This window comes from Priestia endophytica DSM 13796 (assembly GCF_900115845.1).
Lineage (GTDB): Bacteria > Bacillota > Bacilli > Bacillales > Bacillaceae_H > Bacillus_I > Bacillus_I endophytica.
Map to the genome: position 1 here is coordinate 270,599 of NZ_FOXX01000005.1, position 13,506 is coordinate 284,104.

17 protein-coding genes are annotated in these 13,506 nt (G+C 36.7%); 9 read left to right on the forward strand and 8 right to left on the reverse strand.

Features of this window, described 5'->3' with window-relative positions; all coding sequences use genetic code 11:
- Positions 1 to 65: 65 nt before the first annotated feature.
- Positions 66 to 1,394, forward strand: a complete 1,329-nt coding sequence (locus BM012_RS12065) for a Na+/H+ antiporter family protein (protein WP_061804588.1) — start codon at positions 66 to 68, stop codon at positions 1,392 to 1,394.
- A 93-nt stretch (positions 1,395 to 1,487) separates the two neighbouring features.
- Entirely contained in the window at positions 1,488 to 2,081 is a 594-nt protein-coding gene (locus BM012_RS12070) for a sulfite oxidase-like oxidoreductase (RefSeq protein ID WP_061804587.1), read from the forward strand.
- Here BM012_RS12070 and BM012_RS12075 read toward each other — a convergent pair.
- The 3 genes from BM012_RS12075 to BM012_RS12085 all read right to left on the reverse strand — a co-directional run bounded on the left by BM012_RS12075 (position 2,076) and on the right by BM012_RS12085 (position 4,280).
- Positions 2,076 to 2,432 carry a YuzC family spore coat inner layer protein gene (locus BM012_RS12075; RefSeq protein ID WP_061804586.1) on the reverse strand — a complete coding sequence of 119 codons (357 nt, stop codon included), beginning with the start codon at positions 2,430 to 2,432 and terminating at the stop codon, positions 2,076 to 2,078. The two genes, BM012_RS12070 and BM012_RS12075, sit on opposite strands and share 6 nt — an antisense overlap.
- A gap of 189 nt (positions 2,433 to 2,621) precedes the next feature.
- The gene (locus BM012_RS12080; RefSeq protein WP_019395054.1) at positions 2,622 to 3,800 is read right to left on the reverse strand and encodes an NAD(P)/FAD-dependent oxidoreductase; all 1,179 of its coding nucleotides are present in this window, start codon (positions 3,798 to 3,800) and stop codon (positions 2,622 to 2,624) included.
- Between the two features lie 39 nt (positions 3,801 to 3,839).
- Entirely contained in the window at positions 3,840 to 4,280 is a 441-nt protein-coding gene (locus tag BM012_RS12085; RefSeq protein ID WP_061804585.1) for a helical membrane plugin domain-containing protein, read from the reverse strand.
- A gap of 646 nt (positions 4,281 to 4,926) precedes the next feature.
- Here BM012_RS12085 and kapD point away from each other — a divergent pair.
- Entirely contained in the window at positions 4,927 to 5,547 is a 621-nt protein-coding gene (gene kapD / locus BM012_RS12090) for a 3'-5' exonuclease KapD (RefSeq protein WP_019395056.1), read from the forward strand.
- A 30-nt stretch (positions 5,548 to 5,577) separates the two neighbouring features.
- Here the strand turns inward: kapD and BM012_RS12095 are convergent, their stop codons facing one another.
- Positions 5,578 to 5,967 (reverse strand): kinase-associated lipoprotein KapB, encoded by a 390-nt coding sequence (locus tag BM012_RS12095; RefSeq protein WP_061804584.1) that lies wholly within the window; start codon positions 5,965 to 5,967, stop codon positions 5,578 to 5,580.
- A gap of 96 nt (positions 5,968 to 6,063) precedes the next feature.
- Here BM012_RS12095 and BM012_RS12100 point away from each other — a divergent pair, with 96 nt between their 5' ends.
- Positions 6,064 to 6,252: a hypothetical protein gene (locus tag BM012_RS12100; protein ID WP_019395058.1), complete on the forward strand. Its 189-nt coding sequence runs from the start codon at positions 6,064 to 6,066 to the stop codon at positions 6,250 to 6,252.
- 24 nt (positions 6,253 to 6,276) lie between these two features.
- Here the strand turns inward: BM012_RS12100 and BM012_RS12105 are convergent, their stop codons facing one another.
- Positions 6,277 to 7,446 carry a MalY/PatB family protein gene (locus tag BM012_RS12105; protein WP_061804583.1) on the reverse strand — a complete coding sequence of 390 codons (1,170 nt, stop codon included), beginning with the start codon at positions 7,444 to 7,446 and terminating at the stop codon, positions 6,277 to 6,279.
- 49 nt (positions 7,447 to 7,495) lie between these two features.
- Between BM012_RS12105 and BM012_RS12110 the strand changes: the two genes are divergently transcribed.
- Positions 7,496 to 7,762 (forward strand): DUF1871 family protein, encoded by a 267-nt coding sequence (locus tag BM012_RS12110; RefSeq protein ID WP_061804582.1) that lies wholly within the window; start codon positions 7,496 to 7,498, stop codon positions 7,760 to 7,762.
- Positions 7,763 to 7,796: 34 nt separating this feature from the next.
- Here the strand turns inward: BM012_RS12110 and BM012_RS12115 are convergent, their stop codons facing one another.
- Positions 7,797 to 8,627 (reverse strand): alpha/beta fold hydrolase, encoded by an 831-nt coding sequence (locus tag BM012_RS12115; RefSeq protein ID WP_061804581.1) that lies wholly within the window; start codon positions 8,625 to 8,627, stop codon positions 7,797 to 7,799.
- A 246-nt stretch (positions 8,628 to 8,873) separates the two neighbouring features.
- Between BM012_RS12115 and BM012_RS12120 the strand changes: the two genes are divergently transcribed.
- Complete coding sequence (locus BM012_RS12120) at positions 8,874 to 9,374, forward strand: Lrp/AsnC family transcriptional regulator (RefSeq protein ID WP_019395062.1); 501 nt, start codon at positions 8,874 to 8,876, stop codon at positions 9,372 to 9,374.
- Positions 9,374 to 10,558, forward strand: a complete 1,185-nt coding sequence (locus tag BM012_RS12125) for an aminotransferase (RefSeq protein ID WP_061804580.1) — start codon at positions 9,374 to 9,376, stop codon at positions 10,556 to 10,558. The genes BM012_RS12120 and BM012_RS12125 overlap by 1 nt, the downstream gene beginning before the upstream one ends.
- Before the next feature lie 34 nt (positions 10,559 to 10,592).
- On the opposite strand, the gene BM012_RS12130 is transcribed toward BM012_RS12125, so the two are convergent.
- Positions 10,593 to 10,964 carry a helix-turn-helix domain-containing protein gene (locus tag BM012_RS12130; RefSeq protein ID WP_019395064.1) on the reverse strand — a complete coding sequence of 124 codons (372 nt, stop codon included), beginning with the start codon at positions 10,962 to 10,964 and terminating at the stop codon, positions 10,593 to 10,595.
- Positions 10,965 to 11,362: 398 nt separating this feature from the next.
- Here BM012_RS12130 and yugI point away from each other — a divergent pair, with 398 nt between their 5' ends.
- Positions 11,363 to 11,764 (forward strand): S1 domain-containing post-transcriptional regulator GSP13, encoded by a 402-nt coding sequence (gene yugI, locus BM012_RS12135; protein WP_061804579.1) that lies wholly within the window; start codon positions 11,363 to 11,365, stop codon positions 11,762 to 11,764.
- A 195-nt stretch (positions 11,765 to 11,959) separates the two neighbouring features.
- Positions 11,960 to 13,153, forward strand: a complete 1,194-nt coding sequence (locus tag BM012_RS12140; RefSeq protein ID WP_139210337.1) for an ornithine--oxo-acid transaminase — start codon at positions 11,960 to 11,962, stop codon at positions 13,151 to 13,153.
- Between the two features lie 38 nt (positions 13,154 to 13,191).
- Here the strand turns inward: BM012_RS12140 and BM012_RS12145 are convergent, their stop codons facing one another.
- Complete coding sequence (locus tag BM012_RS12145) at positions 13,192 to 13,425, reverse strand: DUF378 domain-containing protein (RefSeq protein WP_061804578.1); 234 nt, start codon at positions 13,423 to 13,425, stop codon at positions 13,192 to 13,194.
- Between the last annotated feature and the right edge of the window lie 81 nt (positions 13,426 to 13,506).

Sequence of the window (13,506 nt, forward strand, 5' to 3'; positions counted from 1 at the left end):
TAATTAAGAATGTCTTTAGTGTTTTAGTAATTTATCACGATAAAGGATTTTTGGAGGGTTTAATTATGAATGCAGTTGTTGCTGCAGTCCTCATTATGCTTATTTTAAGTGCATTACGAGTTAATGTAACAATTGCTCTTATTGTTGGTGCATTTGCAGGAGGCATCATTGGTGGATTGGGTGTAGAAGAAACGATAAATGTATTTTCATCAGGATTAGGTGACAACGCAACAGTTGCGTTGAGTTATGCAACACTTGGAGGATTTGCTCTTGCTTTAACAAAAACAGGTTTACCTGATGCAGTTGTAGATGGAACATTGAGAATTATCGGTAACTCGAATGATACGAAGAAGAAGGCATTCTCTAAAGTGCTAGTTGTCTTACTAATTCTAGTTATTTCTTGTTTTTCTCAAAATGTTATTCCTGTTCATATTGCTTTTATTCCAATTTTAATTCCAGCTCTTTTGAAAGTTTTCAATGAGCTTCATCTTGATCGTCGTCTTATCGCTTGTGTTATGACTTTTGGATTAATCACCCCTTATATGTTTATACCAGCAGGATTTGGTAAGATTTATCATGATATTCTTGCCAAAACAGTTACAGCTGGCGGACTAAAGGTAAACGTAGAAGACATTCCGGCTGCAATGGCAATTCCGGCTCTTGGTATGGTTGTTGGTTTGCTGATTGCTATCTTCTTTAGTTATCGAAAACCAAGAGAATATGACACTATTGAATATATAGAAACAAATGAAAAAGCTCAATATTCAAAACGTAGTTTAATTACAGCTGTTGTAGCTGTGTTAGCAGCACTTACTGTTCAGCTTTTAACACTGGATACAGAAGGAGCCATGATTTTTGGAGCTATTACGGGAATCATTATTTTACTTATAAGTGGGGCAATGAATTTTAAAGAAGCAGATGAGCTTCTTACAAATGGAATGCGCATGATGGCTTTTATTGGATTTGTTATCATTTCAGCAGCAGGTTTTGCCGCTGTAATGACAAAAACAGGAGATGTTGAATCTTTAGTTGCATATGCAGCAGATTTGATTGGCAATAACCAATCTCTTGGTGCACTTCTAATGCTAATTGTTGGTTTGTTGGTTACAATGGGAATCGGTTCTTCTTTTTCAACCCTTCCAATTATTGCAGCTATTTTTGTTCCTCTCTGTGTTCAGCTTGGTTTTAGTCCTATTGCCACTCTTGCTATTATTGGCACAGCTGGTGCTCTTGGTGATGCTGGTTCTCCAGCTTCAGATAGTACACTTGGACCAACATCGGGTCTAAACGTGGATGGACAGCATAATCACATTTGGGAAACTGTTATCCCAACATTTATTCATTATAATATTCCTCTAATTATATTTGGTTGGATTGCCGCAATGGTTTTATAAATGAAAACTAAGGTTAGAATAAGTATATAATAAAAAGCGACATCTCGATGTCGCTTTTTATTATGGAATTAACTATAGAAGGAGAGAAGATACATGTATTTCGGTAAGCCTAAAAAAACACACAATGCAAACATCCCTCCAGGACAGCAAGAAACAACCCGCTTTCCCGTTCTTCACCATGGCAATGTTCCCTACTATCGCGATTTAGAAGAGTGGACTTTAACGATTGATGGACTTGTCGATGAAAAGATGACGTATACGTATCAACAGCTTCTTGATATGCCTCAAACGCGCTTGCAAAACGATATACACTGTGTGACTGGCTGGTCTAAGTTGAACAATATGTGGGAAGGTATTACACCAAAGGATTTGTTGTCTTCTATTAAAGTCAATGATTCTGCAAAATTTGTAGTTTTACATGCTGAGGAAGAGTTCTCAACAAATTTGCCAATTCAAGACTTTCTGCATGAGAAAACTCTTCTAGCTCATTCTTATGAAGGGAAACCTCTTACACCTGAACATGGCTTTCCACTCCGAGCGGTTGTTTCACATCTTTATTTCTGGAAGAGTGCAAAATGGCTGCGGAGAATTGAATTTGTAGCAGAAGAGCAATTAGGTTTTTGGGAGAAAAATGGCTATCATCACTATGGAAATCCATGGAAAGAAGAGCGATATAGCTGGTCATAGTTCTCCCCATAAAAAAGAAAGTTGAAGCTGACAGCATTTTTTAGATAAGTCTACTAGTGTAACAATCAGGCCATCAGGATTAAAATGAAGGTTGAAATTAGAGTTTCTAATATACACTTGTAACAGTCTTCTAACTCGAACGATGTCTGACTTTTGAGCAGCCTGCATGATAGAGGAAGCTAGCTCATTTGAAGAGTGGATAGCTTCTGTCATGCTCTCAGCATCTTTTAGTAATCTTTTCATTGTTTGGGCAGAATTTTTAAATTGATTAGGACGTACAGTAGGCAGGCTCTGAAATCGATAAAGGGGGGCATATGGGTAAGGTTGATATGTGTAAGGGTAATAATACACTAAAATTCCTCCTTTTAAATGAAACTGTTCTCCAAACTACAATGTTCCAGACAGAAATTGTCACAAAAAAATGAACTCTTGTTAGTGTATGAAGGAAAAAAGTAATTTAGGCAAGAACATCATAAAAAGAGAAAAGTGTACAAATAATAAAAAAAGCTCCCTATCGTATAGATAGAGAGCTTGTCTAACTTAGTAAGCTAAGCTGAAAAGACCTTTAATGTGAGTTAAGTAACGAACGTTACTTGCTTCTTTCATTAGAGAAGCAGGAAGCCCTTTAAGTGGAGTAGAGTTTGCTCCAATCGTTGCTACTGCATCTTTGCGGCCTAAGCTTGCAAGTGTACCAGAGTTAACTGGAGAGAATGTTTCAAGATCTTTGTTTTCTAAGAAAGCATAAAGGTTGTAACCGATAAGTTCTCCCATTTGCCAAGCAATTTGAGCTGTTGGTGGGTATGGACGACCTTCTGGGCCGAATACAACCGCGCTGTCTCCAGCAACAAATACATCTTTGTGTGATGTTGATTGAAGGAAGTCGTTCACTGTTGCGCGACCACGGTTTACTTCAAGACCGCTTTCGCCAACAAGTGGATTACCTTGAACTCCGCCTGTCCAAACAAAAGTGTTAGCAACAACTTTTTGACCATCTTTAAGGTCAATAGTGTTACCTTCAACGTTTGTTACAGGAAGACCTGTTAAGAACTCAACGCCGCGAGCTTCTAAGCTAGAAGTTGCGCGTTCGATTAAGTGGTCTGGTAAAACAGGAAGGATTTTTGGACCTGCTTCAACAAGTTTAAGTTTTACTGCTTTAGGGTCAACACCGTATTTGCGAGTAAGTTTAGGCATGATGTCAGCTAATTCACCAACAAGTTCAACACCTGTTAAACCGCCACCGCCGATAAGGATTGTTGCATCAGCTTCATTTTTAGTTTTTGCATATTCTGCAATACGCTCTTCAACATGCTTGTAGATTTTATTAGCATCTGCAGCAGATTTTAGTACCATGCTGTTTTCTTCAAGTCCAGGGATACCAAAGTATGCTGTAACACTTCCTAAACCAACAACAAGAGCATCGTAAGTTAGGGTAGAACCGTCGCCTAGTTTGATTTCTTTATTGTCTACAGAGAAAGATTCAACTTCAGCGATTTTAAGATCGATATCAAGACCTTTAAAAAGCTTTGTTAAAGGCATAGCAACAGCTTGCTCAGATACGTTACCTGCTGCAAGTCTGTGTAGCTCTGTAATGATTTGGTGTGTAGGATATTTATTAATAACTGTTACTTCTGCTTCTGATTTACTAAAGTGTTTGCGAACATTTAAAGCTGCTAAAACTCCGCCATAACCAGCGCCTAGAATGACAATTTTTTTTGACATGTTAGTTCCTCCGTTTTTACTAATTGAGTATGAAAAATACTATTTGTTTTCGCGTTCAGCTGAAACTTGTAGATAAGCATTTACAAAACGGAATAGTTTTTGTGCTTGAGGGTCTTTCAGCATTTTCATTAAGCCAAAGATACCAATTACTTCTTTGCTTTCGTCTGCGCGATCTTTTGCCTCAATAGCAGTTGCTGCAAGGTTTTTAGCTGTGTGAACTACCGGCTCAGCAAGCTCTTGGATTGCTCCAACTGTGTCACTTTTTAGGACATCATCAGTTGCAACTGATTGTGCAAAGTCATAAGACTTAGATAAGATGCTAACAAGCTCAGTTAACTTTGGAAGCTCCTCAACTAGTGTTGTTAGAGATTCTTGAACCTCAGGTTTTAATAGCTGATCGAGTACATCAAGTTGTTCTTGGCTAGCAGAAAATCTTGATCGTTCTTGATCAGTTTTTGCTTGAGTGATTGTTTCTGACATATCCAATTCTCCTTTACTTTAAGCATTACGCTTGATTTTTAGACACCTACAAAAAAGTTTGTAAAATAGTGCACAAACTTTTTCACAAGCATGTAGAGGTAGAAAGTGTAAAAAAAATACAGATTCAAACCTATCAAAAATTTTGAGATACATATAATAATGAACTTAAAACAAAAATAAAACAATTAATAGTGCTTCTAAACTTTTTAAATAAATTAGCCAAGAAATTCATGCAAGAAATACAGACCTTCACATTCTTGAGAAGGTCTAATACGTATAGTATACATTATATAGTATAACTTATATATTATAAAGTATTATTATGGAATAAACTTTTACCAAAGGTGGGAATCCCTTTGTAAGAGGATAGAACAATCTTTAAAATTTAGTTAGCTCTTCTTCCTTATATTCTAGAATTCTTAAACAAACAAGCCGTTTTTCTCGTAAAGATAGAATTAAGGGCGTTTAACTATTATCATTTTACAAAAAAATGAATAGATTAACTAGTAAGAAAGCTAGAAAAGAACAAAAATTAAATTCTGAATATTTAGTTTCGTGTCAAAAAACTGACATATAAAAGCAGTTGAGATGGTATAATAAAAATATATTGTCTAAAGAAGAAAAATATTGAAGGGTGGGAGGAGTTATGGGAAAAGAAAGTCAGCATCTTTTTATTGATTTTGAGTTCACAATGCCTGAACAAAAAGGGCGCCCGAAAGGTTTTTTTCCGGAGATTATTGAAGTTGGCATTGTAGTAGCGAGAAATTACAAAGTTATTGACACATTTTCCTCTTATGTTCGCCCCCAGCATTTCCCCACATTAACTAACCGTTGTAAAACATTTTTAAGCATCGAACAGCAAAGCGTTGATAGTGGTATAACACTTCAAGAGCTTGCAGACCTATTCAAAAATTATTGTAAAAACTATGAGACTACTGTTGTCACATGGGGAAATATGGATATGAAAGTGTTGCGACAAAATTGTCAGAAAGCCCGCATTCCTTTCACATTTAAAGGTGAACAAGTTGATTTATCGATGGAATATAAGAAATTCTTTGGGGATCGTAATCAAACAGGTCTTTGGAAAGCAGTTGAAGCATACGGGAAAAAAGGAACAGGGACGCATCATCGTGCGTTGGATGATGCGATGACAACCTATAACATTTTCAAGCTTGTTGAAAAGGATAAAAGTTATTTATCAAGCCCTGCTAAAACAACCATTGGAGATCGAATTGACCTTTCCAAAGTATTAAATAAGTTTGCATAAAGGCCAAGTCATTCAAAAAGTGATTTGGCTTTACGTTTGAGGAAAGTAGTCCTTTTCTAGGTTTTTGAGATGAACAAGACATTGTTGAGCAAATGAACTCTCATCACCTTCATATTTCTCAATTTGAGCAGAGAGCGCTTTTGCAAGTGACTCTTTATAATCAGGTACACCTTCATCAAAGATATGAACCATTTTTTTTGGAACATTCGTTTGTTCACGGTAAGCAAGAGCTCTGCGTTCATGAAAGAGCGCAACATCCGTTTGATTTGGGTTATGAAGGTCTCCTTGAGTAGGGTGCTTTAAAACAGCTAAAACTCTCACAAGATAATGAGAAGGACGGATTTCAGTCACTTCTCCTACATACTTTCCTGTTTTATATAGGCCCGTCACAATAGAACCTACTTCAATCTTCTCTTCCATGCTATTTCCCCCTCTTAGATTTTCCTTATGTTTAGTATAAAGGAAAGGCTCACAAATTTCAGGTTAGAAATAGAAAAACTGAGGAGTGTGAAAAAGATGTTTGGCTTTGGTTTCTTTTTATATTTTCCTGAAGATAAGACGGAGTATATTCCTGCATTTATTACGCTTATCTTATTTTTTTTAGCCGCTATTTGGACAATGAGCTTTATAAAGAAAATTTCCAAAAAGCAAGAAAGACAAGCAAAAGAGCTTGAGGAAAAAATTAAAAATACAACGAAAATGTAGAAAAGCAGGCATTAGCCTGCTTTTCTATTTGCTTAGTGCTATTTTCAAACGTTTCAGACCTTCAAGTACTGTTTCTTTAGAACAACCAAGATTCATACGAACAAATCCTTCACCTTGCGTACCATATTTAGGTCCAGGCTCAAGTGCTAAATGACCTTTATGAAGAAGTCTTTCTTTTAATTCTTCATCTGAAAAACCTGTTCCACGGCAGTCAATCCAAGCAAGATATGTGCCTTCAGGATAAATTAGCTCAATATCTGGAATTTCTTTTTGAATGAATTCATGTACTGTATTAATGTTTTCTTTCAAATATGGAAGAAGCTCTTCAAGCCATTCCTCTCCATAATTATAGGCTGCTTGTAACGCAATGATCCCAAACGTATTAAGGCCACCTGCTCCTTGCCTACGCTGTGTTTCTTGGTATTTCAAGCGAAGACTTTTGTTTGGAATAACAATTGCTGAAGCTTGTAGTCCAGCTAAATTGAATGTTTTACTAGGAGCTACACAAGTGATAGTGAGGTTTGATGTTTCCTCTGACAAACTTGCAATAGGAATATGCTTGTTTGGCTGATATACAAGATCTGAATGAATCTCATCAGAAAGCAAAATCACATTATATTGCATACAAAGGTCTGCAACTTTTTGGAGCTCTTGTTTTGTCCACACACGGCCAGCTGGGTTATGAGGACTGCAAAGAATCATCATTTTAGCACCTTGTGCAAACTTTTCTTCTAAATCCGCAAAGTCCATTTTATATTGACCATTCTCTAAAATAACCGGGTTTTCAACAAGTTTACGATTATTTTGTTGAATCATATTAAAGAATGGAGTATAAACAGGGGGTTGGATGACAATTTGCTCTCCTTCATTTGTAAAGGCTTGTACTGCCATGCTGATTGCAAAAACAATGCCAGGACTATAAATAATAGAAGATGCGTCAACACTAAAACCATGTCGTTTATGTAACCATCTGCAGACAGATTTATATGTATCGGTTGTTGGAGATGTATATCCAAAGATACCGTGCTGAATTCGTTCTGATAAGACATCAAGAACTTTTTGAGGCGGTTTAAAATCCATATCCGCTACCCACATTGGTAAGACATCATCTGTTCCATAAACGGCTTTATTAAAATCCCATTTTACAGATTGAGTATTTTTGCGATTTAAAACTTGATCAAAAGAATTTGTCATTTAACATCACTCCTTGAACATGATAAAGTAAAAAAAGAGGTGAAAAAGTGTGAACGAAACACAGCAAACAAATATAAAGTTATATGAAATCTTGTATTACTGGGATCCGCTTGGATACGGTGAAGGATTTTATGAAACTGAAATTAGCGATGTTTTACAAGCATTACACGTACACGATAATGCTGAAGAACTTGCTCGTAAAATCCAAAGTATCTATGAATTCTCATCTGAAGAAGTAATTCCACTTTCACAATGTAAACAAAAAGCAAGCGAACTTCTTCTTGTTAAAGATCAAAGCAGCTGCTCCATTAACTAAGAAGGAGAGACTCTAATAGATGGAGTCTCTCTTCTTAAATAAATTGTAGCATATGTCTCCAAATTGCTTTAGGGTTTTCTTCTGGAACTAAGTGTCCTGTCTTATTAAGGGAAATAAATGTAGAATTTAAAATGTCTCCATGAAGTCTTTTGCCAACGCTAATTGGCACTACTTTATCTTCCTCTCCCCAAATTAAAAGCGTTGGAACATTGATTTTTTTTAAGGCTTCAGACGATAAATCCCCTTCACGATCTCTAATCATCTTGGCTAAAGCCATAAAGATGTGATCGGTTCGAAATGGTTTCATATATCCCTCAACCATTTCTTGATTCACAAGATCCAAGTTGTACACCACATTTTCTAAATTTCCTTGAATTCCTTTTCTTCCAAGCCAACGCTTAATCCAGAGATGAAAATAAGGCAAGTAAGAAGAAGCAACAAGCCCATAATGAGCTCTGCTTAAATAACCTGAGCTGCATAAAAGCACAAGGTTCGAAACATAGTTTGGCTTTTCTTTTGCGATATTTAATGCAATTTGTCCTCCCATTGAATGTCCCATCACAATTGCTTTATTAATTCCCCATAAGTCTAAAAGTCCTGTCACAAGATTTGCAAGGTTTTGATATGAATATTTAAAAGAGAGGGATTTCTCGCTTTGACCAAAAGGAGGGAGGTCAACTGCAATAACTGTGAAGTCTTCTTTTAAAATAGGAATTAAGCGTCTGAAGCTGAACGTAGAAGACAAAAACCCATGAATTAATAAGACTGTTGGTTTGTTTTTACGATAACCATGTACTTCGTAAAAAACTTTCACACCATTTATAAAATCAATATAATGTCCAGACGAAAAGGCAACGTTATGCATTTAGTTCAACTCCAACAATTTTTTTCATAGTTTTCCCGTTTTCTTTGTTCTTAAGCAAAGTTTTTAACTGGAAAGAGAGAGGAGATATCCTTCTCTTTAAAGGGTTGGGAATATGTGTAAAAAAAGAAGTTGAAAAAGAGGTAGGAGAACAAGAGTGGATTTGTTATAATCTTTGCTAGAACAAAAGTGTATAATGGTATACGACTTAATGTAAGTATCAGTACAGGGACATGAGGAGGATTTTCCGTGCAATTATCTGAAAAAGAATTGGAAATTTTAGAAATATTAGAACATGATAGCCGATTACCTCTTGATAGTATCGCTAAAATGGTGGACTTATCAGAGAAAGAAACAAAAGAAGTTGTCGAAAAGCTTGAAGGCAAAAAAGTAATTGTTCAATATTCAACAGATATTAACTGGCGCCGTGTAGACGGTCATGAAGGTGTAACAGCTATGATTGATGTCAAAGTTACGCCAAAGCGTGGTGTTGGATTTGATGAAATTGCAGAGCGAATTTATCGCTTCGAGGAAGTTAAAGCGGTTTATTTGATGTCAGGTACGTATGACTTATCTGTTACAATCGAAGGAAAGTCAATGTCTCAAATTGCAAATTTCGTGTCTGAGAAATTATCAACACTTGATTCAGTAGTTTCCACAACAACCCATTTTATTATGAAGAAATATAAACATGATGGCACAATTTATGAATATGATGACGACGACAAAAGAATTGTGGTGTCACCATAATGAAACGACATTTATCAAAAACTGTAGATGAACTTCAGCCATCAGGCATTCGCCGTTTTTTTGATCTTGCGAATGGGATGGAAGACGTGATTTCCCTTGGAGTTGGAGAACCGGATTTTGTTACTTCATGGTCTGTACGTGAGGCATCTATCTTATCTCTAGAGAAAGGGTACACGTCATACACGGCAAATGCAGGGTTATTGGAACTAAGAGAAGAAATTGCAAACTATATGGATCGTAAATTTGATCTTCAATATGAGGCAAACTCTAACATTATTGTCACAGTAGGAGCGAGTCAAGCGCTTGATATCGCAATGAGAGCCATCGTAAATCCTGGTGAAGAAGTGCTCATTATCGAACCAAGCTTTGTTGCTTATGGACCGTTAGTTGAGCTTGTTGGAGGCATTCCTAAATTTGTTCAAACAAATGGAGAAGAAGATTTTAAACTTCATGCTTCTAAAATAAAAGAACAGCTTACAGATAAAACAAAAGCCATCTTAATCTGTTCGCCAAACAACCCAACAGGCAGTGTTCTTTCAAAAGGTGAGCTTGAAGAAATTGCTGCTATTGCAAAAGAACACGATCTTATTGTGTTAGCAGACGAAATTTATGCTGAGTTAACGTATGATGAAGAGTATTGTTCAATCGCTTCATTAGAAGGGATGAAAGACCGTACAATTATTATCTCAGGTTTTTCAAAAGGATTTGCGATGACAGGATGGCGCCTTGGATTTTTATGCGCACACGAAGATTTGGCAGGGGCAATGCTTAAAGTTCATCAATATGCGATGATGTGTGCGCCAACAATGGCTCAATATGGAGCATTAGAAGCTTTGAAAACAGGTGAAGAAGATGTGCAGACAATGAAAAAAAGCTATCGTCGTCGCCGCAACTTCTTTGTCAAATCGTTAAATGAAATTGGATTATCATGTCACAAGCCAGGCGGAGCTTTTTATGCGTTTCCTTCTGTGAAAGCAACGGGTTTAACATCAAATGAATTCGCAGAAAGGTTGTTGTTAGAACAAAAGGTAGCGGTTGTACCTGGGTATGTGTTTGGAGAAAGTGGAGAAGGATATGTGCGTTGTTCTTATGCAGCTTCTCTTGATTCCTTGCAAGAAGCTCTAAGAAGAATGGAACGATTTATGAATCAGTTTACAAAAGTAAAAGAAAAGCAACAGGTATAACAAAAGGAACGTACAGAAGTACGTTCCTTTTTTATTATCCTTCTTCAATAAGAAGATCTTTTTCATAAAATAACGTGTTCATAATTGTTAAAAATTGATCATCGCTATATCCTTTTATCTTTTGTAACAGGCGCTTTGTTCTTTCGACCCCAATCTCATTAACAAGCTGTGTTAGCTCAGCATCTGGAAAAACAAGCTGGCGCACGGTAGGTCTGCTTGTGAGCTCTGCTGCTGGAATATCGAGAGCAGTAGAGATCTTTAAAATAGTTTGAGTATCAGGTAAACTTTGGCCTGATTCATATTTTTGAATTGTTGAAGTCCCTACACGGATTTTCAATGCTAGCTCTTCCTGTGACATTCCTTTTTGCTCACGCTGAAAACGAATATTTTGTCCAATTGTATTCATTTTTTAGCCTCCCTGTTTAAAGTTTTTACACAACCACCTCTTTTGACCTTCACTCTTCCCCCAACAGAAGTTTTTTATCTTTTCTTATATTTTAACACAGTTCAAGAAATTTTGATGATAATATTCTGAAAACTATGTGTCGATTTTGTATATTTCTTTATTTTTAGAAAGATATATAGCGAAGAAACACATTCCAATAGACAGTCTAAGGAAGACAGTGAAAAAAAGGAAATGGTAATAATTACGCATTATTTTATTTAACTTAAAGGATACAAAAAAGAAGCAACAGTCTAAACTAAGTATAAGTCAGGATTGTTTTGATTATGACAGATAAGTATGCTATAATTTAAAATTGCGTATAATCGAGAAAAAACTAACAAAAACTTAGGAGTGTTTACATGGCTGAAAAGTTTACAGTAGGTAGCGTTATTGATGGAAAAGTTACAGGAATTCAACCATACGGAGCTTTCGTTGCACTAGACGAAGAAACTCAAGGTTTAGTTCATATTTCAGAAGTTACTCACGGTTTCGTTAAAGATATTAATGAGCATCTTAAAGTAGGTCAAGAAGTACCTGTAAAAGTTATTTCTGTTGACGAAAAGTCTGGAAAGCTTGGTCTTTCTATTCGTGCTACTCAACCAGAACCAGAAGTAAAAGAAGAACCAAAGAAAAAGCGTCCTCAAGCAGCAGCGGCAGCGCAACCTGTAGAGAACGCAGCACCACAAGGTTTCAACACACTACGCGAAAAGCTTGAAGAGTGGGTTGAGCAATCTAACCGTCAAGATCTAATTAAGAAGTAAAGACGGTGAAAAGCAGCTGATAAGTCAGCTGCTTTTTTTATTGCTTTTTATACGTTAGAAGGAAGAAAAGAACGGGTAATGTTCCTCTTAGAAGAGGAACTAACGAAAAATGAGTTTCTTTTATTTACTTTTAGATATGGTTACTTCAGTATAGTTAATAGTAAGAATGTTTAGAAATTTTGAGGGGGATGAAAAATGAAGATAACAAGTGAAAAGGTAATTAACCAAACTGAAAAATTTGGTGCCAACAATTATCATCCATTACCGATTGTTATTTCAAAGGCAGAAGGGGTATGGGTAGAGGATCCAGAGGGAAATCGATATATGGATATGCTTAGTGCATACTCAGCTGTTAACCAAGGGCATCGCCATCCTAAAATTATTGAAGCATTAAAAAAACAGGCAGACCGTGTCACCCTTACATCAAGAGCTTTTCACAATGACCAGCTTGGTCCATGGTATGAGAGAATGTGTGCGGTTACAAATAAAGATATGATTTTACCTATGAACACAGGAGCAGAAGCAGTGGAAACAGCGGTGAAAGCCGTAAGACGCTGGGGCTACGAGAAAAAAGGAATTGAAGAAAATAAAGCGGAAATTATTGCATGCTACGATAATTTTCATGGACGTACAATGACAGCAGTTTCGCTTTCTTCGGAAGAAGAATACAAACGTGGCTTTGGTCCAATGCTTCCTGGCATAAAACTTGTTCCATACGGAGACTTAAAAGCACTGAAAGAAGCAATTACACCGAATACTGTTGCTTTTCTAATGGAGCCTATTCAAGGTGAAGCAGGCATTAACGTTCCTCCACAAGGCTTCTTGAAAGAAGCTGCTGCTCTTTGTAAGGAACAAAACGTTCTATTTGTGGCAGATGAGATTCAAGTAGGACTCGGAAGAACGGGAAAGATGTTTGCTTGTGATTGGGAAGATATAGAGCCAGACGTACTAATCTTAGGGAAAGCCCTAGGAGGGGGTGTTTTTCCTATTTCATGCGTTGCGGCAAACAAGGAAATTCTAGGTGTATTTAACCCAGGTTCACATGGATCAACGTTTGGAGGGAATCCCTTAGCATGCGCTGTTTCCCTAGCTTCTCTTGACGTGATTCAAGATGAAAATCTTGTGGAAAAGTCATTCGATTTAGGGAACTATTTCAAAGAACAGTTAGAAAAAATTCAGTCATCGATTGTTAAAGAAGTTCGGGGAAAGGGCCTATTTATTGGAGTAGAACTTCATGAAAAAGCGCGGCCATACTGTGAAAAACTAAAAGCAGAAGGATTGCTATGCAAGGAAACACACGATACTGTAATTCGTTTTGCTCCACCGCTTATCATTGAGCAAGAAGACTTAAATTGGGCTATTGACAAAATCAAAAAGATTCTTCAATGATAAGAAAAAGCAGGGGCTGTAATAGTCCCCTGCTTTTTTTATTGTTCATTCATTTTTGGCTCTGTACGCTCTACTTCTGCAGAAGGCTTAAACAGAAGTCCCAAGTTAATTAAGCCAGCAATGCCGACCAATCCATAGATAATACGAGAAAGAGCAGAAGTTTGGCCTCCAAAAATAGCCGCTACTAAATCAAACTGAAAGAACCCGATAAGTCCCCAGTTGATTGCTCCGATAATAGTAAGAACAAGTGCAGTTCGTTGAATACCACTCATAATTGACAACCTCCTTTTGTAATCTTTCCTTATTAGCTTGGTGTTTTAGGACGAAAATATTCTACGGTTTCTGTGGTAATG